General features: G+C 72.6%; 16 protein-coding genes. 11 read left to right on the top strand and 5 right to left on the bottom strand.

Features of this window, described 5'->3' with window-relative positions; translation table 11 throughout:
- Positions 1 to 6: 6 nt before the first annotated feature.
- The 4 genes from MFF56_RS26315 (at position 7) to MFF56_RS26300 (ending at position 4,153) form a co-directional block, all read left to right on the top strand.
- On the top strand, positions 7 to 780 hold the full coding sequence (locus MFF56_RS26315; RefSeq protein ID WP_066926710.1) for a lysophospholipid acyltransferase family protein: 774 nt from the start codon (positions 7 to 9) through the stop codon (positions 778 to 780).
- Positions 781 to 897: 117 nt separating this feature from the next.
- Positions 898 to 1,335, top strand: a complete 438-nt coding sequence (locus MFF56_RS26310; RefSeq protein WP_066926708.1) for a hypothetical protein — start codon at positions 898 to 900, stop codon at positions 1,333 to 1,335.
- Between the two features lie 135 nt (positions 1,336 to 1,470).
- Positions 1,471 to 2,580 carry a DUF2125 domain-containing protein gene (locus MFF56_RS26305; protein WP_066926707.1) on the top strand — a complete coding sequence of 370 codons (1,110 nt, stop codon included), beginning with the start codon at positions 1,471 to 1,473 and terminating at the stop codon, positions 2,578 to 2,580.
- A gap of 364 nt (positions 2,581 to 2,944) precedes the next feature.
- The gene (locus MFF56_RS26300; RefSeq protein WP_238231740.1) at positions 2,945 to 4,153 is read left to right on the top strand and encodes an acyltransferase family protein; all 1,209 of its coding nucleotides are present in this window, start codon (positions 2,945 to 2,947) and stop codon (positions 4,151 to 4,153) included.
- Positions 4,154 to 4,174: 21 nt separating this feature from the next.
- Here the strand turns inward: MFF56_RS26300 and MFF56_RS26295 are convergent, their stop codons facing one another.
- Together MFF56_RS26295 and hisC are read right to left on the bottom strand one after the other, a co-directional pair.
- Positions 4,175 to 5,104: a prephenate/arogenate dehydrogenase family protein gene (locus tag MFF56_RS26295; RefSeq protein ID WP_238231738.1), complete on the bottom strand. Its 930-nt coding sequence runs from the start codon at positions 5,102 to 5,104 to the stop codon at positions 4,175 to 4,177.
- Positions 5,097 to 6,230: a histidinol-phosphate transaminase gene (hisC, locus tag MFF56_RS26290; RefSeq protein ID WP_066926051.1), complete on the bottom strand. Its 1,134-nt coding sequence runs from the start codon at positions 6,228 to 6,230 to the stop codon at positions 5,097 to 5,099. Before hisC ends, MFF56_RS26295 begins: the two co-directional genes overlap by 8 nt.
- Positions 6,231 to 6,516: 286 nt before the next feature.
- Here hisC and MFF56_RS26285 point away from each other — a divergent pair, with 286 nt between their 5' ends.
- The 3 genes from MFF56_RS26285 to MFF56_RS26275 all read left to right on the top strand — a co-directional run bounded on the left by MFF56_RS26285 (position 6,517) and on the right by MFF56_RS26275 (position 10,547).
- Positions 6,517 to 8,202 (top strand): methyl-accepting chemotaxis protein, encoded by a 1,686-nt coding sequence (locus tag MFF56_RS26285; protein WP_238231736.1) that lies wholly within the window; start codon positions 6,517 to 6,519, stop codon positions 8,200 to 8,202.
- 97 nt (positions 8,203 to 8,299) lie between these two features.
- Positions 8,300 to 9,604 (top strand): MFS transporter, encoded by a 1,305-nt coding sequence (locus tag MFF56_RS26280; RefSeq protein ID WP_066920940.1) that lies wholly within the window; start codon positions 8,300 to 8,302, stop codon positions 9,602 to 9,604.
- Between the two features lie 52 nt (positions 9,605 to 9,656).
- Entirely contained in the window at positions 9,657 to 10,547 is an 891-nt protein-coding gene (locus MFF56_RS26275) for an amidohydrolase family protein (RefSeq protein WP_238231734.1), read from the top strand.
- A 339-nt stretch (positions 10,548 to 10,886) separates the two neighbouring features.
- Here MFF56_RS26275 and MFF56_RS26270 read toward each other — a convergent pair whose 3' ends face one another.
- The 3 genes from MFF56_RS26270 to MFF56_RS26260 form a co-directional block, all read right to left on the bottom strand.
- Positions 10,887 to 11,501 carry a GNAT family N-acetyltransferase gene (locus MFF56_RS26270; protein ID WP_066920999.1) on the bottom strand — a complete coding sequence of 205 codons (615 nt, stop codon included), beginning with the start codon at positions 11,499 to 11,501 and terminating at the stop codon, positions 10,887 to 10,889.
- Positions 11,501 to 13,843, bottom strand: coding sequence for an Orn/Lys/Arg family decarboxylase (locus MFF56_RS26265; protein ID WP_066920998.1), 2,343 nt, complete (start codon positions 13,841 to 13,843; stop codon positions 11,501 to 11,503). The genes MFF56_RS26270 and MFF56_RS26265 overlap by 1 nt, the downstream gene beginning before the upstream one ends.
- A 159-nt stretch (positions 13,844 to 14,002) precedes the next feature.
- A complete protein-coding gene (locus MFF56_RS26260; protein WP_066920996.1) occupies positions 14,003 to 15,628 on the bottom strand; it encodes an alpha-D-glucose phosphate-specific phosphoglucomutase in 1,626 nt (541 codons plus the stop codon).
- Between the two features lie 241 nt (positions 15,629 to 15,869).
- Between MFF56_RS26260 and scpA the strand changes: the two genes are divergently transcribed.
- From scpA to MFF56_RS26240, 4 genes are all read left to right on the top strand, one after another.
- Positions 15,870 to 18,032, top strand: a complete 2,163-nt coding sequence (gene scpA / locus MFF56_RS26255; protein ID WP_238231732.1) for a methylmalonyl-CoA mutase — start codon at positions 15,870 to 15,872, stop codon at positions 18,030 to 18,032.
- Positions 18,033 to 18,048: 16 nt separating this feature from the next.
- Positions 18,049 to 18,402 (top strand): endonuclease domain-containing protein, encoded by a 354-nt coding sequence (locus tag MFF56_RS26250; protein ID WP_066920992.1) that lies wholly within the window; start codon positions 18,049 to 18,051, stop codon positions 18,400 to 18,402.
- A 1,399-nt stretch (positions 18,403 to 19,801) separates the two neighbouring features.
- Positions 19,802 to 22,828, top strand: a complete 3,027-nt coding sequence (locus MFF56_RS26245; RefSeq protein ID WP_238231729.1) for a ribonuclease E/G — start codon at positions 19,802 to 19,804, stop codon at positions 22,826 to 22,828.
- A 287-nt stretch (positions 22,829 to 23,115) separates the two neighbouring features.
- A complete protein-coding gene (locus tag MFF56_RS26240) occupies positions 23,116 to 24,357 on the top strand; it encodes a methyl-accepting chemotaxis protein (protein ID WP_066921356.1) in 1,242 nt (413 codons plus the stop codon).
- Positions 24,358 to 24,427 lie beyond the last annotated feature (70 nt).

Below are 24,427 nucleotides of genomic sequence, written 5' to 3'. Positions count from 1 at the left end.
GTCCCCATGCTCGCGCTCCGCTCCCTCGCCTTCAACCTCTGCTTCTACGCGGCCACCGCGGTCATCGCGCTCGGCGGCCTGCCCGCGCTGGTCTCACGGCGCACGGTGCTCGGGATCGCCCGGACCTGGGGACGCACCACGATCTGGCTGCTGCGGCACGTGGCGGGGATCCGCGTCGAGTTCCGGGGGCTGGAGAACATCCCGCCGGGCCCGCTCCTCGTGGCGGCCAAGCACCAGTCGGCCCTGGAGACGCTCGCGCTCTGCGTGGTGTTTCCGGAATTCGCCTACATCCTGAAGCGGGAGCTGCTCTTCATCCCGGTCGTCGGCTGGCACCTGTCGCGGGGCGGCATGGTGGCGATCGACCGCTCCAAGGGCACCCGCGCCATGGGCCTGATGAACGCCGCGGCCGCCGACGCCATCGCGCGCGGCCGCCAGCTGATCATCTTTCCCGAGGGCACGCGCCGGCCCGTGGGCGCGCCGCCCGTGTACAAGCAGGGCCTGTCCCACCTCTACGGGGCGCTGGGGGTGCCCTGCCTGCCGGTGGCGCTCAACACCGGACTGTTCTGGCCGCGGCGCGGCTTCGTGCGGCGTCCCGGCACCGCGGTGATCGAGTTCCTGCCCCCCATCCCCGCCGGCATGCCGCGCGCGGCCTTCCAGGCCGAGATCCTGGAGCGGATCGAGGCCGCCTCGAACGCGCTCGTCGAGGTCGGACGGGCCGAGCTCGCCGCCCGCGGGCACGCGATCCCGGAGCCCGCCCGCGAGGCATCGCGCACGGCCTGACGCCCGACGGATCGCCGCGGATCGGCGCGACTTGTGGATAACTCGTCAAATCCCCATCTCCGCCCCAGGACGCGTCGCGCTTGACGCCTGTGGATGACGGCGGATAAACTAGAACAAATGGCGAACAAAAGAGCCCTGTCCTGGTCGGCCGCGCTTCGCGACCTGAAGGACGATCGCACACGGAGGCAGGACGTGCGGGAAGAACGTCTGAGGACGACGGCCGGCCTGCGGGGCAGCCCGGCGCTGGCGCTCTCGGCTTGGCGCGGCCGCTCGGGCCGGCGCTACGTGGTCGGCGTGCACGCGCTGAACGAGCCGGCCCTCGACGAGGTCGGGGCCGCGGTGGTGCTGGCGGTGCGGCGCGACACGGCCGGCATCGCCGAGCTCGTCTCGGTCGCGACCTCGGGCGAGAGCCCGCGCGAGCATCTCGGCCGCACCTGGCTCGCCCGGATGCGCGGCAGCGGCGCGACCGAGATGCACGTCCACCGCCTTGCCGAGGACGAGGGCGAGCGCGCGGCGATCGCCGACGACCTGAGCACCGAGGGATCGCGCGGCTGAAGCGCCGCGCCCGCCGATCCCCTCCCGAGACCGTGCGCCTGACATCCGGTCCGGGCGTCCTAGATCCGTGCCCGTCCCTCTTGCATCGCCCTCCGCGTTGCGGGAGGTGCACGGCCGATGACGGAGAGGGCAGGCATGGCGCAGGGCTCGGGGCAGGCGGATATCGCGCGGGACCGGCGCGGCGGGATGCGCGGCTCGCGCTTCGGCCTGTTCCTGCCCTTCATCCTTCTGGCGGTGGTCGCGGTGCTGTGGAGCGCCGGCTGGTTCTACCTGCGCGACCGGGCGGGGCGCGAGATCGACGCCTGGCTCACCCGCGAGGCCGCCGCCGGCCGGACCTGGACCTGTGCCGACCGCTCGATCACCGGATACCCGTTCCGGCTCGAGCTGCGCTGCGCCTCGGTGGCGCTGGCCCGCGCCGACGGCGGCTTCACCCTCGGTCCGTTCACCGCGCTCGTGCAGGTCTACCAGCCGCGCCACGCCTTGTTCGAGGCGGTCGGTCCGTTCAGGACACGGCAGGGAGACCTCGCGGGCGAGGCGAGCTGGACCAGCCTGCGCGGCAGCTTCCACGGCGCCGCGGACGGGTTCGTGCGCGCCTCGCTGGCTGTCGATGCGCCGCGGGTCACGGTCTCCGGGCCGTCGCTCGACAAGCCGGTTGAGGTCGCGGGCGAGCACCTCGAGCTGCATGCCCGCCCGACCCCCGGCCGCTTCGACGCGGACGGCGCCGTCGATACGAGCCTGCGCTTCGCGAAGGCCCGCTCGGCCCAGGCCGACGCGCTCGTCGGCAACGCCGACCCGGCCGACATCGCGCTCGACGCCACGCTGACGAAGGCGGTCGTGCTGCGCACCGGCACCCTGGCGCGGGAGCTGGAGATCTGGCGCGAGGCGGAGGGCAGGCTCGAACTCGCCGGCCTCAACCTCGCCAAGGGCGACCGCCGCCTCCAGGCCAAGGGCACGCTCGGCCTCGACGAGGGTCACCGCATCGCCGGCCAGCTCGACCTGCGGGCCGCGGGGCTCGAAGCCCTGGTCGGCGGACTCGTGGGCCAGCGCTACGGTGCCGACCGCGGCGCGCTGGTCGGCGCGCTCGTCGGGGGGCTGCTGGGCACGGTGCGCACGCCCGGCCCTGACGGCGCGCCGGCCGGCGGCGAGACGCCGCTCAAGCCGCTGCCGCCGCTGCGCCTCGGCGACGGCCGGATCATGCTCGGCCCCTTCACGATCCCGAACGTGCGGCTCGAACCGCTCTACTGATACCGTTTCCGGCTGATCGGTTTGGGCGCGTGCGGTGAACCGCACCATGCCCCCTCTCCCATAGGGAGAGGGTTGGGGTGAGGGGTATGACGGATCAGGAGAGCGCTCGGCATCGACGCGCGTCCAGGGTGAGCCTCATCCAGAAGCCTCATACCCCTCACCCGGCTTTCTGCGAAAGCAGACCTCTCCCTACAGGAGAGGGGACCCGCGCTTCGTTCCGAGACGATGCGTCAGACCGAACCCATCGACCGGAAAACGGTATGACGCAGCCGGAGCACACCCGCCGACGAAACGCCGGGCCCGGGTTGCGCCCCCTACCCCGCCCGGCCACGCTGACCCCTTCGGCTCAACGGGGGCGGCTTGCGTGTTCGGTCCGGTCGCGGACATCCTGCTCTGCGGGGCTCTGGCCTACGCCGCCGCGCACGTCGCGGCGCGCGGTCTCGTGCGCGCGGGTTTTCCGATCCCTGCGGGCGGCGAGACCGCCATCGACGGGCTGCGCGGCGTGCTCGCCCTGGCGGTGCTCGTCCACCACGCCGCGATCTGGATCCCGGTGGCGCGGTCCGGCGCGGCCTGGGCGACGCCCGAAGCGCTGCCCCTGCACAATCTCGGCGCGGGCAGCGTCGGCCTGTTCTTCATGGTCACGGGCTACGTCTTCTATCCGCGCATCCTCGGCGGACTGCGCGGGCTCGACCTCGGCCGCCTCGCACTCGGCCGCCTGTTCCGGCTCTACCCGGCCCTCCTCGCCTCGGTCCTCCTGATCCTCGGCCTGATCCTCTGGCGGACCGGCGGGGCGAATGCCCGCCCGCTCCACGAGGAGGCGGCGGCGCTGCTGCGCTGGCTCGCCTGCGCGGGGACGCCGCCGCTGCTCGGCGAGGCCGATAGCGGGCGGATCAACGCCCACGTGCTCTGGTCGCTGCGCTACGAACTCCTGTTCTACATCCTCGTCCTGCCGGCCTGCTGCGCGGCGATGGACCGGGTCCGGGGCCGGGCGCCCACTTGGTGGGTGCCGGCGGGGCTCCTCGTCGGCGCGCTGCTCCTGCGGCCGCTCAAGAACCTCCTACCGCTAATCGGCTACCTGCCGCTCTTCGCGGTCGGCATGCTGGCCTGCGAGGTGCGGCTGCGCGAGGCGCTCGCCGCCCGGCTGCGGGGGCCGGGGGCGGCCTGCCTCGCTGCCGCCGCGCTCGTCCTCGCCGCGACCACGCAGGTCGTGCCGGGCAAGCCGGCGGCGCTCGCGCTCTACGGCGCCTTCTTCCTCTGCGTCGCCTGCGGCAACGACTTCGGCGGATTGCTGCGCTCGCGCGGCGCGCGGGTGCTCGGCGCCTGCTCCTACGGCGTCTACCTGCTGCACGGGCTGGTGCTGAGCGCGCTCTTCGTCGATCTCGCGCCCCTCGCCGGGGTGGTCCCGACCGCGCTGCTGCCGCTGCTGATCCCGGCCGCCGCCCTCGCCGCCGTGCTGCTCGCGGCCCTCGTCCACCTCACGGTCGAGCGGCCCGGCATGCGGGCCGGGCAGGCCCTGGCGCGGGCCTGGGGGAGCGCCCCCGGTCGCGCCCGCCTGCGGCCGCGCCCCGCCTGAGCGAGAGCCGGCCCGCGAGCCTCAGCCCTCCTTGCGGCGCCCGAAATCAGGCTCGGCCGTCTCCTGGCCCATCGCCACGATGCCGCGGCGGATCGCCCGGGTGCGGGTGAAGAGCGCGTGCAGCGCCTCGCCGTCGCCCCAGCGGATGGCCCGGGCGAGCGCGGCCAGATCCTCGTTGAAGCGGCCGAGCATCTCCAGCACCGCGTCCTTGTTGGTCAGGAACACGTCGCGCCACATGGTCGGGTCGGAGGCGGCGATCCGGGTGAAATCGCGAAAACCGCCGGCGGAGAACTTGATCACCTCCGACTGCGTGACCTCTTCGAGGTCCGCCGCCGTGCCGACGATGTTGTAGGCGATCAGGTGCGGCACGTGGCTGGTGATGGCGAGCACGAGGTCGTGGTGCTCCGGGCTCATCGTCTCGACGATGGCGCCGAGGCCCTCCCAGAAGGCCCGCACCCGCGCGACCGGCGCCTCGTCCGTCCCCTCGGGCGGGGTCAGGATGCACCAGCGGTTCTGGAACAGGGTCGAGAAGCCGGCATCCGGCCCCGAATACTCGGTGCCCGCCACCGGGTGGCCCGGCACGAAGGCCACGCCCTCCGGCAGGTGCGGCGCGACCGCCGCCACCACCGAGCCCTTCACCGAGCCGACATCGGAGAGGATCGCGCCGGGCGCGAGGTGCGGCGCGATCTCGGCCGCGACCGGGCCGACGGCGCCCACCGGCACGCACAGGATGACGAGGTCGGCCCCCGCCACGCCCTCCCCCGCCTCGCCCGTGACCGCGTCGGCCAGGCCGAGTTCCCGCACGCGCGCCCGCACCGCCTCGTCCCGGTCGATCGCCACGATCGTCTCGGCGAGCCCGTAGCGGCGGGCGCCGCGGGCGATCGAGGAGCCGATCAGGCCGAGGCCGACGACCGCGAGGCGCCCGAGCGGCGCCGCTCCCGCCTCAGGCATGCGCGCCCCGCACGAAGGCCCGGAGCCCGTCGAGGAAGGCCGTGTTGGCGGCCTCGCTGCCGACCGTGACCCGCAGGCAGTCCGGCAGGCCGTAGGCGGCGACGCGCCGGGTGATCACGCCGCGGCCCGTCAGGAAGGCGTCCGCGGCGGCCGCCGAGCGGCCGGGCGCGTCGGGGAAGTGGACGAGGACGAAGTTCGCCACGCTCGGGGTCACGGCGAGGCCGAGCGCCCGGACCTCCTCGGTGAGGCGGGCGAGCCAGGCGTCGTTGTGGGCGACCGCCGCCGCCACGTGGGCGTCGTCCTGGATCGCCGCCGCACCCGCCCGGATCGCCGCCGCCGAGAGGTTGAACGGTCCGCGGATGCGGTTGACCGCGTCGGCCACGTGCGCGGGCGCCACCATCCAGCCGATCCGCAGGGCGGCGAGCCCGTGGATCTTGGAGAAGGTGCGGGTCATCACGACGTTGTCGGCCTCCAGCACGAGGTCGAGCCCGGAGCCGTAATCGTTGCGGCGGACATATTCCGCGTAGGCGCCGTCGAGGACGAGGAGCACGTCGGGCGGCAGGGCGGCGTGCAGGCGGCGCACCTCCTCGAAGGGCAGGTAGGTGCCGGTCGGGTTGTTGGGGTTGGCGATGTAGACGATCCGCGTCCGCTCGGTGAGGCGGGCGATGAGCGCGTCGACGTCGGTGGTGAGGTCGCGCTCGGGCGCCACCACCGGCGTGCCGCCCGCGGCCAGGATCGCGATGCGGTAGACGAGGAAGCCGTGCGCGCTGAACAGCCCCTCGTCGCCCGGCGCCAGATACGCGTAGGCGAGGAGCGAGAGCAGCTCGTCCGAGCCCGCCCCGCAGACGATCCGGGCCGGGTCGAGGCCGTAGCGCTCCGCGATCGCCGCGCGCAAAGCCGTCGCGTTGCCGTCCGGGTAGAGGGCGAGGTCGTCGAGGCTCTGGCGCGCCGCCGCGACCGCGGCCGGGCTCGGGCCCAGCGGCGTCTCGTTGGAGGAGAGCTTGTAGACCGGGTGGCCGCCCGTCGTCCCGCTCTTGCCGGGCACGTAGGCCTCGATCGCCGCGACGCCGGGGCGCGGCACGGGCCGGGGCACGGAGCGGCTGGGAACGGACGGATCGGTGGGCATTGGCTGGAACCCGGCTCGTGCCGGCTGGCCCGGCGGCTGACGCGGTTTCCTCTACAGCATTTCGTCCCCGGATGAAGCCCGGCCGGCCTGTCGGGTCCGTACCGGCCAGCCCCGGACTGCCGCGCCGGTTCACGATGTCGGAATCCCGGGCGTCGCCAGCCTCCGAAAGCAGAACGATAGTACCGCACCCGATCCGAATTGCCCCACGATCAGAATTCGTTAACGGCGAACGGCACTAATGCGGTCTACCCGATCCAGCCTCCTGTCCCACGTGGATGCGCGCCCTATGACTCGCCTCACCTCCATCGGATCCAAGCTCGGCGCCTGCTTCGCGCTCATGGTCGTCCTGGTGGCCGGCTTCGGGGCGAGTTCCCTCTACGAGCTGCGGACGGTCGATGCGGCGGGGCGCGACCTGCGCGAGACGCGGCTGCCCACCGTCCAGGTGCTCGGCAAGCTCCAGGTGGCCGTGTACCGCCTGCGGGTCAACGCGAGCCGGCTGATCACCGCGGACACGGCCGCGCTGCGCGCCGAGGTCGCCGCCACGATCCTCAAGCGCGAGGGCGAGCTGCGGACCCTGCGCACCCAGTACCAGGCCCTGCCGGCGAGCCCGGAGGAGAGTGCCCAGTTCGCGGCGTTCGAGCAGCAGTGGCAGGTCTATCACGCGCTGCAGGAGAAGATCGTCGCGATGGCGGCGGCCGGCGACGTCGCCGGGGCGCTGCGGATCTTCAACACCGAGATGTCGAGCGGCATCAACGCGGTCCTGGCCGAGTTGCAGAAGCTCGTCGATCTCGCCGACGCGGCGGCGCAGCGCAGCGGGCAGGCGGCCGAGGCGGCCTATGACGGGGCGTGGTTCGCGACGGTCGTGGCGATCGTCCTGGCGGCGCTGATCGCCGCGGCGGCCGCGACCGGCCTCGCCCTCGACGTGGCCCGCCCCCTGCGCCGGATCACCACCGCCATGAACCGGCTGGCGCAGGGCGATGCGGGCATCGCCATCCCCGGCCTCGGTCGCCGGGACGAGATCGGGGCGGCGGCCGCCGCTCTGGGGGTCTTCCGCGACAACCTGATCCGCACGCGCCAGCTCGAGGAGGAGACGGCGCTGGCCCGGGCGGGGGCCGAGGCGCAGCGCCGGACGGCGATGCGCGCGATGGCCGACGGGTTCGAGCGCGCGGTCGGCGGCATCGTGGCGACCGTCACGGCGGCGGCGACCGAGTTGCAGGCCACCGCCCAGAGCATGGCGGCCACCGCGCGCGAGACGGCGGGCCAGTCCGTCTCCGTCGCCGCCGCCGCCGAGGAGGCGGCCTCGAACGTCACCACCGTGGCGGCGGCGGCCGAGGAACTCGGCGCCTCGGTGGCCGAGATCGGCCGGCAGGTCGACGGCTCGGCGGGACTCGCGGGCACCGCGGTCGGCGAGGCGGAGCAGACCTCCACCCTGGTGCAGGAGCTGAGCAGCGCGACCGCGCGCATCGGCGACGTGGTGGCGCTGATCTCGCAGATCGCCGGGCAGACCAACCTGCTCGCGCTCAACGCCACCATCGAGGCGGCGCGCGCCGGCGAGGCGGGGCGCGGCTTCGCGGTGGTGGCGGCGGAAGTGAAGGAACTCGCCAACCAGACCGCGCGCGCCACCGAGGAGATCACCCAGCAGATCGGCCGGATCCAGGGCTCGACGGAGCAGGCCGTCCAGGCGATCAGCGGCATCTCGGGGCGCATCCGCGAGATCTCGGGCGCGGCGACCTCGATCGCGGCGGCGGTGGAGGAGCAGGGCGCCGCGACCCAGGAGATCGTGCGCAACGTGGCCCAGGCCGCGGCCGGCACGGGCGAGGTCACGCGCAACATCGCGGGCGTGGCGGGGGCGGCCGAGGAGACGGGCGCTGCCGCCGCCCAGGTGCTGGCCTCGGCCTCCGAGCTGTCGCGCCAGTCCGAGCATCTCGGCGCCGAGGTCGGCCGTTTCCTGGCCGGCGTGCGCGCCGCCTGAGCGGGCGGCCGGGCACCCGCCCGGCCCGGCCGCCGCCACCCGGTAGGCCGGCCGCCGGGCCCGTGCTACGCATCGCTCCCATCGGGGAGGTGGCGGCATGAGTTCGGTGACGGAGCCCGGCGGGCCGGGGATCGAGCGGGTCGCGATCGAGGATGCGAGCCTCGGCGCCTTCTACCGGAGCATGAACCCGACCGAGCGCCACACCTTCTGGGCCTGTGCCGCGGGCTGGGCGCTCGACGGCATGGACTTCATGATCTACCCGCTGGTGATCGGCACGATCATCGGGCTTTGGCAGGTCGAGCCGGGCACCGCGGGGCTGGCCGCCACCGTGACGCTGTTGGCCTCGGCGGTGGGCGGCTGGCTCGCGGGCTTCGTGGCCGACCGGATCGGCCGGGTGCTGACGCTCCAGATCACCATCCTGTGGTTCTCGTTCTTCTCGCTGCTGTGCGCCTTCGTGCAGAACTTCGAGCAGCTCCTCGTCGCCCGGGCGCTGCTCGGGCTCGGCTTCGGCGGCGAGTGGGCGGCGGGCGCCGTGCTGATGGGCGAGACCATCCGGGCGCAGTATCGCGGCCGGGCCGTGGGCTCCGTCCAGTCCGGCTGGGCGATCGGCTGGGGCATGGCGGTGCTGGCGCAAGCCGTGCTGTTCACGTGGCTGCCGCCCGAGAGCGCGTGGCGCTGGATGTTCGCGATCGGCGCGCTGCCGGCCCTCCTGGTGTTCTACCTGCGCCGCTACGTGCGGGAGCCCGAGGTCGCCGCCGAGAGCCGGGCGCGGGCCGCGGCCTCCGGCGACCGGCCGCGGATCTGGGAGATCTTCTCCGGACCGATCCTGAAGACCACGGTGCTGGCCTCCCTGGCCTCGGCCGGCTGCCAGGGCGGCTACTACGCCATCACCACCTGGCTGCCGCGCTTCCTCACCACCGAGCGCGGCCTCTCGGTCGTCTCCTCGACGGGCTACCTCGCGGCGCTCATCGTCGGCTCCTTCGCGGGCTACCTCGTGGGCGCCTGGCTCGCCGACCGGCTCGGGCGGCGCCCGCTCTTCCTGATCTTCTCGCTCGGCGCCATCGCGGTCATCCTGGCCTACACGCAATTGCCGCTCTCGAACGCGGTGCTCTGGGTGCTGGGCTTCCCGCTCGGCTTCTTCGCCTCGGGCTACTTCTCGGGGATGGGCGCCTTCCTCACCGAGCTCTACCCGACGCGCCTGCGCGGCTCGGGCCAGGGCTTCTGCTACAATTTCGGCCGCGGCATCGGCGCCCTGTTCCCGGCGCTCGTCGGCTACCTGTCGGCGCAGGTCGGGCTGGCGGCCGCCATCGCGATCTTCGCGGCCATCGCCTACGGGGTGTTCTTCGTGGCGGCCTTCGCGCTGCCCGAGACGCGGGGCCGCGTGCTCCATGCCGACGCCTGATGCCGACGCCTGATGCCGACGCCCGATGCCGACGCCTGAGCGGGAGGCCCGCATGAGCGATCCAGCCGACGCCATTCCCCCCTGCCCCGCCCCCGACCCGAACCCGCGCGGCCCGACGCGCTACCGGGTGCCGGCGGGCGCGGTCGATACCCACGCCCACGTCATCGGCCTGCCGCCGCACTACCCGCTGGTGCCCGAGCGCAGCTACACCCCGCCCGCCGCGCCGGGCGAGCGCTACTGCGCGATGCTGGACGCCACCGGCATGGCCAACGGCGTGCTGATCCAAGTCAGCGTGCACGGCACCGACAACCGGCGCATGGTCGAGACCCTGCGGGCGAACCCGGTGCGGCTGCGCGGCGTCGCGGTGATCCCGCTCGGCCTGCCCGAGCGGGAGCTCGCCGACCTCAAGGCGGCGGGCGTGGTGGCCCTGCGGCTCAACGTGCTGTTCGGCGGGGGCGTCGGCTTCGCGGCGCTTGAGGAATACGGCGCCCTCGCCCGCGAGATGGGCTGGCACCTGCAATTCCTAGTCGATGCCCGCCAGCTGCCCCCGATGGCCGCCCGCCTCGCGCGCCTGCCCGTGCCCTTCGTGGTGGACCATATGGGCCACATGCCGACCTCGGCGGGGCTCGACGATCCGGGCTTCCGCACGCTGGTCGATCTGGTGCGCGACGGGGCCTGGGTGAAGCTGTCGGGCGCCTTCCGTACCTCGGTCGCGGGCGCGCCCTACGCCGACACGATCCCCTTCGCCCGCGCGCTGCACGCGGCGGCGCCGGAGCGCTGCCTCTGGGGCTCGGACTGGCCCCACGTCGCCGCCTGGAAGGGACCGCCGCGGATCGGCGACCTGCTCGACCTCGTGGCGGACTGGATCCCGGACGAGGAAGATCGCCGCCGGTACTTCGTGGAGAACCCGCGGCGGTTGTACGGGTTCGGGGAGGCTGGCTGAGGGGGTACATCCCCCGCCCTCTCCCTCCCCCGCAGAGCAGGGCAATCGCATATGCCAAGCGCGTGCCTAGGCGGAAGGGACGCGGGTCCCCTCTCCCGTGCGGGAGAGGGACAGGGTGAGGGGCCCGGAGCCATCAGGATCAAACGCTGCGGTTCTGCGGCAGCGTCTCGTTCTGTCCGTAGGGTTCTCATCCCTCACCCCAACCCTCTCCCGCACGGGAGAGGGAGCGCGGCGCGGTTCAGGCCCGATCCGAGGCAGGGATCCGCCATATGGGATTGCTCTGCCCGCAGAGGGGGAGAGGGCAATCCCGCGGCGCCCTAGCGATCATCCGACCCCGCCTCACTCCCCCTGCCACTCGTGGGCCGCCACCAGGGTCTCGACGGGGGCCGGCTCCGGCCGGCGCCACGCGGCGGGCTGGTCCTCGGAGCCCGTACCCAGAGGGCACTGGACCATCACGCTGTCGCTCCAGCGCCCGTACTTGTAGCCGACCCCCGCAAGGTACCCGACGCGGGCGAAGCCGCAGGCCTCGTGCAGGCGCAAGGACGCCTCGTTCTCCGCGTCGATGTAGCCGATGATCTGCCGGTAGCCGCCGGCCGCGCAGGCCTCGATCAGGGCCGGCAGCAGGCGCCGGCCGATCCCGGCATGCAGGTGCTCGGGGTGCACGTAGATCGAGTGCTTCAGGGTGAAGCGGTAGGCGGGCCGCTTGCGGAACGGCACCGCGTAGGCGTAGCCCGCCACCTGCCCGTCGCGCTCGGCCACCAGATGGGGCAGGCGCTTCTTGCGCATGGTCTTGCGGCGGCGCTTCAGGTCGTCGGGGAGCAGGCGCTCCTCCTCGAACTCGCCCGTGTCGCCGACGCCCCGGCGGATGTGGTGCTCGTAGATCGCGATCATCGCCGGCACGTCCACGTCCGAGGAGGGGCGGATGACGATGCCGGGATCGGCCGCGACCGGCATCAATGCCCCTCGCGCAGCACGTAGGTGTAGAAGCGGATGCGCCCGTCCGGCTCGTGCTGGCGGTAGACCCCCTGGATCTCGGCCTCGAAGCCCGGGAACAGGTTGGAGGCCGCCTCGAACATCTTGAAATAGTCGAGCATGGGCTTGGCGCGCTCATCGATCCGCTCGCCGGGCAGCACCGTGCCGATCCCGGGCGGGTAGACCAGAAGCAAGGTGGTGGCCACACGCCCCTCGGCCTCGGCGATCGGCACGAAGTCGACGTGGTTGCGGGTCAGCATCTGGGCCGCGTCCTTCGGGGCCATCACCATCTCGGGCAGGTGCTCGGGCGCGAACTGCTTGCGCTGCAGGCTTGAGGTGTTCGCCTCGCGGTGGAACGCGTGGTAGTCGGCGCAGAGGTCGCGCAGGCGCACCCCGGCGTAGCGGGCGGGCCGGCGCCGCACGAATTCCGGCATCGCCTCCTCCAGCGGCGCGTTCTCGTCGTGCAGGCGCTTGAAGGCGACGAGGCCCGAGATCAGCGTGCCGGCCTTGGAGGATTCCACGCCCGGCGTCAGCAGGAAGAGCAGCGAGTTCAGGTCGTTCTTCTCCGGCACGATCCGGTTCTCGCGCAGGTACTGCGCCACGATCGGGGCCGGCACGCCGTGCTCGGCATATTCCCCCGTCTGCCGGTCGAAGCCGGGGGTGAGCACGGTGAGCTTGTTCGGGTCGGTGATCGCGTAGCCCGGGGAGACGTGGGTGAAGCCGTGCCAGCGCGCGCCCGGCGTCAGTTCCCAGTGCCGCGGGTTGGAGGCGAGCTCGTCCGTCGGCACGCTCTCCCAGGGGACCTCGGCCCCCTCCGCGGTCTTCGTCACGTCCGGCACGAAGGGATCGAAGAACCAGCGCTTGAGGGGATCGCGCTCGTTCTCGAACTCCTTGCGGATGGCGCGCGCTTTTTTCCGCCACTCGATGCCGAGCCGGATCGTGTCGTCCCAGAGGATCATGCCGGAGCGGCCCTTCATCATCTGGGCGCCGACGTCGAGCGAGGCGAACAGGGGATAGAACGGCGAGGTCGAGGCGTGGACGAGGAAGCTCTCGTTGAGCCGCCGGTGCTCGACGCGCCGGGTCTGCCCGCGGATGTGCCCGTCCTTGGTGTGGATCTGCGAGGCCTGGCTGAAGCTCGCGAGCTGCTTGTGGGTCGATTGCGTGGCGATGATGCCGGGCGCGGTCTCGTCGAGCCCGGTCAGCCCCATGGCGAAGCGGCGCTGGTAGAGCGGGTGGAACTTCATGAAGCCCGCCCAGGCCTCGTCGAACAGGATGTAGTCGCACAGGTGCCCAATCCGCTCCAGAATCTCCTGGGCGTCGTAGATCGTGCCGTCGTAGGTGCACTGCTCGATCACCGCGACGCGGAACGGACGCTCCTTGCGCCACGCCTCGCGGTCCTTGACCAGCGGGTTGGCCCGGATCTTCTCGCGGATGCGGGTCTCGTCGAGCGCCTCGTGGTAGATCGGCCCGATCAGCCCGTAGGCGTTCCGGTCCGTTTCCAAGAAGATCGGGATGCCGCCGCCGAGGAAGAGCGCGCCGTGATGGGCCGCCTTGTGGTTGTTGCGGTCGAACAGCACGAGGTCGCCCTCGGCCACCAGCGAGGACAGCACGATCTTGTTCGAGGCCGAGGTGCCGTTGAGGACGAAGTAGGTTTTTTCGGCCCCGAAGATCTGCGCCGCCTCCTTCTGGGCCTTGAGCGCCGGGCCCTCGTGGGTCAGGAGGTCGCCGAGATCGAGAACGGAATTGTCGAGGTCATCGCGAAAAATCGCCTCGCCGAGATGCTCCACGAAGATCCGTCCGATCGGGGAGCGGTTATAAAAAATGCCGCCGTTGTGGCCCGGGCAGGTCCAGAGCTGGTTGCCCTTCTCGGCGTAATCGACCAGCGCGCCGAAGAACGGCGTCTTCAGGGTCTCGGCGTACTGGGTCACGCGGCTGACGAGGCCGCGGGCGATGAATTCCGGCGTCTCCTCGGCCAGGAAGATGTAGCCGTCGATGAAGTCGAGGAGTTCGACCGGGATGTCCTCCAGGCGCTTGCGGCGCACCATGATGACGATCGGCATCTCCAGGCCGCGCTTGCGCATCATGTCGATGAGGGCGGCGGCCTTGCCGTCGAGGCCGCGCTTGCCCCAATCGACCACGAGGCAGCCGACCGCGGCGTCGGTCTGCACGGCGATGGCCGCGTCCTCGACGCGGCGCGCCCGCACCACCTCGAAGCCGCGCTGCTCGACCGCCGCCACGATCTGATCGACCCGCGCGCCCTCCAGATCGCCCGGATCGAACGTCGGCGTGCACATCAGCACGGTGAAGCGGCGGTGGAAGTCCATGGGCGGGCTCCTGTCGGACGGCGTCGGCGGGAGATAGGGCTCCGCGCGGGTCCGGCAGGCTTTCGGGCGCGGAGATGACGCCTGGATGACAGGCGGCCGCGCCGCGCTCCCTCCCCCCTCTGCGGGGGAGGGAGACGGTCGTTCCGGCCCGAGCCCGGATCAGGTCACGACGCTCGGTTCATCCCGCCCGGTGATCTCCGCGATCCGCGCGATGGCGCGGGCGGCCTCCACCACCGGGGCGAGCACCTGGACCGGGTCGGCGTCGTGCGTGTCGCGGTCGTAGCGCTCGATGTAGACCCGGAGCGTCGCCCCCGCCGTGCCGGTGCCCGAGAGCCGGTAGACCACCCGCGCATCCTCGGCGAACCCGATGCGCACGCCCTGCCGGTCGGTGACCGAGCCGTCGACCGGATCGACGTAGCGGAAGTCGTCGGCGCTCGCGACGGTGAGGCCGGCGAAGCTCTGCCCCGGCAGCGCGGCGAGCTTCTCGCGAAGCCCCTGCATCAGCCGCTCGGCGGCCGCGCTCTCGATCTCCTCGTAATCGTGCCGGGTGTAGTAGTCCCGCCCGAACGTTGCCCAGTGGGCGCGCACGATGGCGTCGGCCCGCTCTCCGGTCGTCGCCAGGATGTTGAGCCAGAGCAGCACCGCCCAGAGCCCGTCCTTCTCGCGCACGTGGTTCGAGCCGGTGCCCGCGCTCTCCTCGCCGCAGAGCGTGATCAGCCCGGCGTCCAAGAGGTTGCCAAAGAACTTCCAGCCGGTCGGCGTCTCGTAGGCCCGGATCCCGAGCTTTTCCGCGACCCGGTCGGCGGCCCGGCTCGTCGGCATCGAGCGGGCGATGCCCGCCAAGCCGCTCGCGTAACCCGGCGCCCGGTGGGCGTGGGCGGCGAGCACCGCGAGGCTGTCGCTCGGCGTCACGAAGAGGCCGGGCGCCACGATCATGTTGCGGTCGCCGTCCCCGTCCGAGGCCGCGCCGAAATCGGGGGCGTCCGGCCCGTGCATCAGGTCGAAGAGTTCGCGCGCGTGGACCGGGTTCGGGTCCGGGTGGTGTCCGCCGAAATCCTCCTGCGGCACCGCGTTGACCACGGTGCCGGGGGCCGCTCCCAGCTCGCCCTCCAGGATCGCCCGGGCGTAGGGCCCCGTGACCGCGCTCATCGCGTCGAAGCGCATGCGGAAGCCGCCCGCGAAGAGCGCCCGGATCGCGTCGAAATCGACGAGCTCGCGCATCAGCGCCGCGTAGTCCGCGACCGGATCGATCACCGTGACGGTCATCCCCTCTACCGTCGCGTCGCCGAGCCGCTCGAGATCGAGGTCCGGCCCGTCGGCGATGCGGTACTCGGTGATCGCCTTCGCCCGCTCGAAGATCGCCGCGGTGATGCTCTCGGGCGCCGGGCCGCCGTTCCGCGTGTTGAACTTGATGCCGAAATCGCCCTCGGGCCCGCCGGGATTGTGGCTCGCCGAGAGCACGAGGCCGCCGACCGCCCCGTGTTTCCGGATCACGCAGGAGGCGGCGGGCGTCGAGAGCAGGCCGCCCTGCCCCACCAGCACCCGCCCGAACCCGTTGGCCGCCGCGATCCTGATCGCGGTCTGCACCACCTCCCGGTTGAGGAAGCGCCCGTCGCCGCCGATCACCAGGGTCTCCCCGTCGCGATCCGGAATCGTGTCGAAGATCGCCTGGACGAAGTTCTCGACGTAGTGCGGCTGGCGGAAGACCGGCACCTTCTTGCGCAGGCCCGAGGTGCCGGGCTTCTGGTCCGGGAAGGGCTGGGTCGGAACGGTCTTGAGGGCCATCGGCGGGGGCTTTTCCTTCGGGACGCGTCTTCGTGGAGGCGCATCGCGATCGGGCGCGAGCCTCGGCCGTAACGACTAGGGCGGCACGGCCACGCTTCAACGGGCCGCCGAGACATCCGGGCGGGGATTCTCATGCGGCCTCCGCCGCACGGGGAGTAGCCCGCACCCGAACCGTCCTTATAATGCAGGCCAAACCGCCCCGAACGGGGCTGACGCCTGCCCCTCGCCCGAGTCCCGCACGATGTCCCGCATCCCGAACTTCGCCGAGGTCCCGTTCTCGGGCGCGCCGCTGCCGGTCCCGCCGCCCGCGCCGGGCGAGCCCTGGATGAGCCCCGAGGGCATCCCGGTGAAGCCCGCCTACGGGCCCGAGGACCGGGCGGGGCTCGAATTCCTGCACACCTATCCGGGCCTCGCGCCGTACCTGCGGGGCCCCTACCCCACCATGTACGTCACGCAACCGTGGACGATCCGGCAATACGCGGGCTTCTCGACGGCCGAGGACTCGAACGCCTTCTACCGGCGCAACCTCGCCGCCGGGCAGAAGGGCCTCTCGGTCGCCTTCGATCTGGCCACCCACCGCGGCTACGATTCGGACCACCCGCGCGTCTCGGGCGACGTCGGCATGGCGGGCGTGGCGATCGATTCGATCTACGACATGCGCACGCTCTTCTCCGGCATTCCGCTGGACGAGATGACCGTGTCGATGACGATGAACGGCGCGGTGCTGCCCGTGCTCGCCCTCTACATCGTGGCGGCCGAGGAGCAGGGCGTGCCGCCAGCCAAGCTCGCCGGCACCATCCAGAACGACATCCTCAAGGAGTTCATGGTCCGCAACACCTACATCTATCCCCCCAAGGGATCGATGCGGATCATCTCGGACATCTTCGCCTACACCTCGGCCAACATGCCGAAGTTCAACTCGATCTCGATCTCCGGCTACCACATGCAGGAGGCAGGCGCCACGAACGACCTCGAACTCGCCTACACGCTCGCCGACGGCGTCGAGTACATCAAGGCGGGTCTGGCCGCGGGCCTGACCATCGACCAGTTCGCCCCGCGCCTGTCCTTCTTCTGGGCGATCTCGACGAACTTCTTCATGGAGGTCGCCAAGATGCGGGCCGCGCGCCTGATCTGGGCGAAGCTCGTCAAGGAGTTCGAGCCGAAGTCGGACAAGTCGCTGCCGCTCCGCACCCACTCGCAGACGAGCGGCTGGTCGCTCACCGCGCAGGACGTGTTCAACAACGTCACCCGGACCGCCATCGAGGCGATGGCAGCGACGCAAGGGGGCACGCAGTCGCTCCACACCAACGCGCTCGACGAGGCGCTCGCGCTGCCGACCGACTTCTCGGCCCGGATCGCGCGCAACACGCAGCTCTTCCTGCAGCAGGAATCGGGCACCACCCGCATCGTCGATCCCTGGGGTGGCTCGTACTACGTCGAGCGGCTCACCGCCGACATCGTGGCCCGCGCCTGGGAGCACATCCGCGAGGTCGAGAGCCTCGGCGGCATGGCCAAGGCGATCGAGGCCGGCATCCCGAAGCTCCGGATCGAGGAGGCGGCGGCCCGCGCCCAGGCCCGGATCGATTCGGGCCGGCAGACGATCGTCGGCATCAACAAGTTCAAGCCCGACGACGAGATGACGATCGAGCTCTTGCGCGTCGACAACGGCAACGTGCGGAACCTCCAGATCGACAAGCTCAAGCGCCTGCGCTCCGAGCGCAACCAGGCCGACGTGGACGCGGCGCTCAGCCGTCTCACGCAGGCGGCGGACGGCGCGGGCAACCTGCTCGAACTGGCTGTGAACGCTGCGCGGGCCAAGGCCACGGTCGGCGAGATCTCGGAGGCGCTGGAGCGGGCCTGGGGCCGGCACCGGGCCGAGATCCGCTCGATCTCGGGCGTCTACAAGCGGGAGGTCGGCGGCATGTCGCCTGTGGTCGAGCGGGTGCGGGGCCTCGTGGAGGCCTTCGAGGAGAACGACGGGCGGCGGCCCCGCATCCTGGTCGCCAAGATGGGCCAGGACGGGCACGACCGCGGCCAGAAGGTGATCGCCTCGGCCTTCGCGGATCTCGGCTTCGACGTGGATATCGGGCCGCTCTTCGCCACGCCCGCCGAGGCCGCGCGGCAGGCGGTGGAGAACGACGTGCACATCGTGGGCGTCTCCTCGCTGGCGGCCGGCCACCTCACCCTGGTGCCGGAGCTGCGGGCGGCGCTGGCCGCCGAGGGGCGCGACGACGTGATGATCGTGGTCGGCGGCGTGATCCCGCCGGGCGACTACGACGCGCTCCATGCGGCTGGCGCCTCGGCGATCTTCCCGCCCGGCACCGTGATCGCGGAGGCCGCCGTGAAGCTCATCGAGGAGCTGAACGGGCGGTTGGGCTACGGCGCGCGGGCGGCGGCGGAGTAGGAGCAGCGCGCTCCCGATGCCCGAGGCGCGCAGCATCGCGCAGACGCTTCGGCACCGGCAGACGGCGGCCGAAGCGCGCCTCTGGAGCGCCTTGCGCAACGGCCGACTCAATGGCTGGAAGTTCCGCCGCCAGTTCCCGGTCGGCGGGGCGGTCGCGGATTTCGCCTGTCTCGCGGCCAGGCTCGTCGTCGAGGTCGATGGGGCGACGCACGGGAGCGATGTCGAGCGGTCGAGCGATGCTCGGCGAACCGAGATGCTCATGCGATGCGGCTTCGAGGTTCTGCGCATCGACAATGATGATGTTGCGGCGAACCTTGAGGGTGTCCGCGAGACGATCCTCGCAGCGATCGAGCGCCGGACGACGATCTGAGCCGATCGCATCGCGAGGTGCCACGATGCGTACGCGTGAACCGCACCGCGCTCCCTCTCCCGTGCGGGAGAGGGTTGGGGTGAGGGATGAGAACGTTCCGGATGAGGCTGGCCATAGCCGCGGAAGCACGGCGCTCAATCCGTAAAGCTCCGGGTCCCTCACCCTGTCCCTCTCCCGCACGGGAGAGGGAACCCGCGCCTCACCGGGGTTAGGTGCGCTCGGCGTATGCGATTGCCCTGCCCGCAGAGGGGGGAGGGAGATGCAGCGGGGATCTTGTGCGCATCTTGTGACAAAAGTCTTGACATGTGAGAACAAAACGCGTACGTCCATCGCACGCGCCGCCCCGGCGCCGCGGCGGGTCCTGCATCCCGCCGCGGCGTTGGCAGGGAGCCTGATCCGGATGACCGCCGGAGCGGGTCACGGGCGGCGCGGCGGCCCCCGCGTCGCCGGCCGGTCAGCCGGTGCCCCGGGCGCCTCGTGCGACGCAGGGCCACGCTCGGCCGAAGCCCCGGAAGACCAGCGGGGCACGTCCGATAGCGCGGCCTGGAGGCCGTTGGAACCGATGCCTTGCCCAATACGAGGCCGGGTGCAGGACGCGTAAGTCTGCCGGGGACAGAGGCCGGGATCGCGGGAGACAACCCGTGTACTCGGACATCCACGATCGGGGTCGAGGCAGGTGGAGAAGCCGCGACGCGACACCGGGCCGGAGGGGGCGCCACGCCCCCGCCGACCCGCGGGACGCCGGGGAACCGGTATCCGTACGCTCATCCTCAAGGGTTCCGCGGCGTCCCGCGTCTCCCTCTCGGCCATACCTCCGGCGTCGGTGACGCGCGGAGCCGAACGCGCGTGAGGTTGCCCGTACGAACCGGGCCCTTGCCAAATCCCTGCGACGATCTGTAATGATAGCGACCCCCTCCGGGTCCCGCCATTCGCGGCCCGCGGAAGCGCCGAACGCAAGACAGGCTTCGGTCGCGTCCGCGCCGTCGGTTCTCAGCGGCGGCCGTCGGATTGGCAGTCGGGCCGGGGGGTGTCGGCTCAGGCGTCGGGCTCCAGGGCTCCGGCGCACGGTTTTTCAGATTCACGGCCGGCCCGAACCGGTCGAGATGTCTTCGCGAGGTCGGGGAAAGGATGGGCGGACGCACAGCAACGGTTGCCGCTGCTCGTGCCGCAGGCGCGCGTGTCTCGCGTCGCGCCGGTTCGTCCCTCCCCCCGGCCAGGTTCAACCCCGGGCACGCGCGTGCGTGCCGCTCGGCGGTTGGCGCCAATCCCTTCCGTTCAGACCCCGCGGCCTCGGCGACGAGGCCGGTACGAGCGCGCCCCACGGCCTCGCGGCCGGGGGCGGCTCCACCGGGATTCGGGCTCAGGAGAGCGACGTCGGCCGCCATGTCGAAAGTTCGTCATGGCCAACAACAAGATGCTCATCGACGCGATGCACCCGGAGGAGACCCGGGTCGTCACGGTCCACGGGTCTAGGGTCGAGGAATTCGACTTCGAGGCCGCCAACCGGCGCCAGCTGCGCGGCAACATCTATCTCGCCAAGGTGACGCGGGTGGAGCCCTCGCTCCAGGCCGCCTTCGTGGAGTACGGCGGCAACCGCCACGGCTTCCTCGCCTTCAACGAGATCCACCCCGACTACTACCAGATCCCGCTCGCCGACCGGCAGGCCCTCCTCGAGGAGGAGGCCCGCGACGCCGATGAGCACCGCGAGCGCGAGGAGCGCCGCCGCTCGTCGTCCCGCCGCTCGCGCGGCCGCCGCGCCTCGGCCCGCCGCAGCGAGGCCGACGCCACGGTGAGCGCCGAGGAGACGGCTGCGCCTTCGGCCGACGCGGCCGCCTCCGACATCGCGCCCGCGGACGAGGCCGTGCCGGTGATCGGCGGCGACGCCTCCGCCGACCTGCCCGACGCCGCCATCGCGAGCGCCGAGACGCCCGAGGCCGACGCCATCGCGGCCGCGCCGTCCGCCGAGGCGGACGAGACCGCGTCCGCCGAGCTGCCGGTCGAGACGGCCACGGCCGGCGACGCCGAGCGCGCCGGGGCCGAGGAGACCCGCGCCGAGGCGGACGAGGCCGCGCCCGCCGCCGTCACGGGCGAGCCCGCCCCCGGCCCGGATGCCGAGACCCGCACTGCCGTCGCCGAGGCCCTGACCGTCGCGGACGCGCCCGTCGCCGAGCCGGATGAGGAATCCGACGAGGAGGACGAGGACGAGGATCACGACGAGGACGACGAGGAGTCCGACGAGGACGAGGATCAGGACGACGAGGGCGACGAGGACGAGGACGAGGAGGACCCCGACGCCGAGCCGCGGGTCGCCCAGGTCGGCGGCAACGGCGACGCGCTCGCCGAGATCCCGGACCGTCCGCGCGCCCCGCGCCGGCACTACAAGATCCAGGAGGTGATCAAGCGCCGCCAGATCATCCTGGTGCAGGTCGTCAAGGAGGAGCGCGGCACCAAGGGCGCGGCGCTGACCACCTACCTGTCGCTGGCCGGCCGCTACTCGGTGCTGATGCCCAACACGGGCCGGGGCGGCGGCATCTCGCGCAAGATCACCTCGGCGGCCGACCGCAAGCGCCTGAAGGAGGTCGTCTCCGACCTCGACGTGCCGGAGGGGATGGGCGTGATCCTGCGCACGGCCGGCGCCTCCCGCACCCAGCCCGAGATCAAGCGCGACTTCGAGTACCTGATGCGGCTGTGGGAATCGGTGCGCGCGCTGACGCTCACCTCGATGGCCCCGGCGCTGGTCTACGAGGAGGGCTCGCTGATCAAGCGCGCCATCCGCGACCTCTACAACAAGGACCTCGACGAGGTGCTGGTGGCGGGCGAGGAGGCCTACCACGAGGCCCGGGACTTCATGCGCATGCTGATGCCCGGCCAGTCGAAGGTGGTGAAGCCCTACCGCGACACGACGCCAATCTTCGCCCGCTACGGGATCGAGCAGCAGCTCGACGCGATGTTCTCCACGCACGTCTCGCTGAAGTCGGGCGGCTACCTCGTGATCAACCCGACCGAGGCGCTGGTCTCGATCGACGTGAACTCGGGCCGCGCCACCCGCGAGCACGACATCGAGGACACCGCGCTCAAGACGAACCTGGAGGCCGCCGAGGAGGTCTCCCGGCAGCTGCGCCTGCGCGATCTCGCCGGCCTCATCGTGATCGACTTCATCGACATGGAGGAGAAGCGCAACAACCGCGCGGTCGAGAAGAAGCTCAACGAGTGCCTGAAGTACGACCGCGCCCGCATCCAGGTCGGCCGGATCTCGCCCTTCGGCCTGCTCGAGATGAGCCGCCAGCGCATCCGCACGGGCGTGCTCGAATCCTCCTCGATCCCCTGCGCGCATTGCGGCGGCTCGGGATTCGTGCGGGCGACCGCCTCGGTGGCGCTCCACATCCTGCGCTCGATCGAGGAGGCGCTGCTCAAGTCCGCCTCGCACAACCTCGTGCTGCGCACCCGCACCGAGGTGGCGCTCTACATCCTCAACCAGAAGCGCGCGCACCTGCGCGAGCTCGAGGTGCGCTTCGGCGTGACCGTCACCATCGCGGCCGACGAGCGCCTGGCCGCCACCACCCCCTACCAGCTCGACCGCGGCGAGCCCGCCCAGCGGGCGGAAGGCCCGGTGACCGGCGTGCGCGCGGTCGCGGTCTCCCCCGCCATGGAGATCGACGACGAGGTCGAGGAGGAGGATCTCGTCGAGGAGGCCGAGGCCGAGACGGAGGACGAGGCCCAGGACGGCGAGGGCTCGGGCGAGGGCCGCGCCGAGGCCCGCGAGGACGGCGAGGGCCGCCGTCGCCGCCGTCGCCGCCGCCGCCGCGGCGGGCGCCAGGAGACGGGGGAAGCGAACGGCGAGGCCGGCGACGAGCCGCGCCACGCCGCCGAGGACGAGGGCGACGCGGAGGACGAGGCCGAGCCGGCCGGGACGGACGAGGCCGCCGGGACCGCGGAGGTCGCGTCCGAGGACACGGCCGAGACCGAGGCGGCGGGCGAGCAGGCCGAGGACGGCGAGGGCCGCCGCCGCCGCCGCCGCGGGCGCCGGGGCGGGCGCGGACGCTCGGAGGGCCGCGGCCGCGAGGCCGCCGCCTCGGACGAGACCGATGCGGACGAGGCCGAGCCCGACGCCGTCGCGGTCCTGTCGCCGGAGGAGCCGGTGAGCGCCGAGGTCCTGGCCGCGACGGTCGAGGCGCCCGACGCCGGAGACACCACGGCCCGGGAGACGGCGGTCGAGCTGCCGGTCGCCGGCGCGGCGCCCGAGCCCGCCTCGCAGGCCGAGGCTGCGGAGGCTGCATCCGCGGCGTCGCCCGAGCCGGCTCCCCGGACCGAGGCGGCCCCGCCGCCGGAGCCGGTCGCCGTGGTGCTGAGCGCGCCGTCCGATCCCGACCGTCCCAAGCGCGCCGGCTGGTGGTCGCGCACCAAGGCGGCCCTGACCGGCGAGTGAGGCGCGGGCCTAGCGCTCCGCCACCGTGATCCGCGGACGCGCCGTCCGCAGCCCAGCGGGGCCCGGTTCGCCGGGCCCCGCCGCGCGTTCCGGGGCCTCGCGGGGCGCTCCCGGCCTCGCAGGGCGCTCCCGGCCTCGCAGGGCGGCACAACCTGAGCGTGCTTAAGTTCGCCCCGAGAGATCAAATCCGTGTTAAGCCCCTTTGGGGACACCCGATGGCTTTAACTGACGGTTGAGGGCCTTGCGGGAAGATGCCCTTCAGAACGAGAAGTCTGAGGGGTCCCACCATGTTCGCACTGTTCCGCGGAAGCCGGCCTGCGGAGCTGCCGCCGGCCGTGCTCGATGCCGCGCCCGCGGTGATCGAGGCTCCCGCGCCACCCGAACCGCCCGCGCTCGACGCCACGATGCTGCGGCTGCAGGCGAGCCTCTCGGCGGCCGCCTCGGAGGCCGGCACCTCGATCGGCTGGATCACCCACGACTCCGCGCAGATCTCCGAGCAGGCCCGGCTGATCGCCGCGGCGGGCGAGGAACTCGCCGCCACCACGAGCGAGGTCGCGGCCCGCTCTCAGACCTCCGCCGAGACCGCCGAGCGGGCCCGGGTCGGCATCGGCGAGTGCGCCGCCGACATGCGGCTCGCCGCCGAGCGGATGCAGGTGATCGAGGCGCGCTCCACCGAGATCGGCGGCTGCCTCGACGGCTTCGCGGCGGCCGCGCGCCGGATCGAGGAGATGGCGAGCGCCATCGCGGCGATCTCGGCCCAGACCAACCTGCTGGCGCTGAACGCTACCATCGAGGCGGCCCGCGCCGGCGAGGCGGGCCGCGGCTTCGCGGTGGTGGCCGGCGAGGTCAAGGCCCTCTCGGCCCAGACCGCGAAGGCCACCGACGAGATCCGGGCCCGCCTCACGGCGCTGCAGGGCGAGCTGTCGGCGATGCACGACGCGGTCGAGCACAGCCGCGCCGCCGTCACGGCCGGCTCCGAGGTGATGACCCGGGTCAACGCCCGCGTCGAGAGCGAGAGCGCGGCGGTGGCCGCGGCGGCCTCCGAGATGCGCGCCATGGTGGGGATCATGGAGCAGCAGATCACCGCCACGGGCGAGATCGCCGCCAACGTCGGCAACATCGCCGCCGGCACCGAGAAGTCCCGCCGCGAGATCGGCGACGCCATCGGCCGCCTCGACGCGCTGGAGGGGATGAGCCGCTCGCTGCTCGACCGTCAGCCGGGCGACGCGCGCCTCGTGCGGCTCGGCCGGTTGCCGGCCGACTGCGCGGCCTGGCGCCGCCGGCTCGCCGCCTGCCTCGTCGGCCTGGCGCAGGCGCAGGAGGCGGCGGCGCTCGCGGTGCGGCCCGACGCGGAGATGCCGCCGGCCGTCCGCACCGCCCTCACCGAGGCCGGCGCCAAGGCCGATGCGATGGCCGGGCACATCCGGGCCGCCGCCTGGGGCGAGGCGGCCGGCGCCTTCCAGGCCTTCGAGGCCCATCTGGCCGAGGCCGTGAAGGCCGCCGAGGCGGCCTTCGCGCGGGCGGCCTGAGACGCGGGATCCCGAAGGGCGGCAGCCCTTCGGCGGGGTCTCGGGGCGGCACCCCCGAGCCATGATCCCC

This window comes from Methylobacterium hispanicum, from assembly GCF_022179285.1.
GTDB classification, from domain to species: domain Bacteria; phylum Pseudomonadota; class Alphaproteobacteria; order Rhizobiales; family Beijerinckiaceae; genus Methylobacterium; species Methylobacterium hispanicum.
This window is presented reverse-complemented; position numbering and strand designations above follow the sequence as displayed.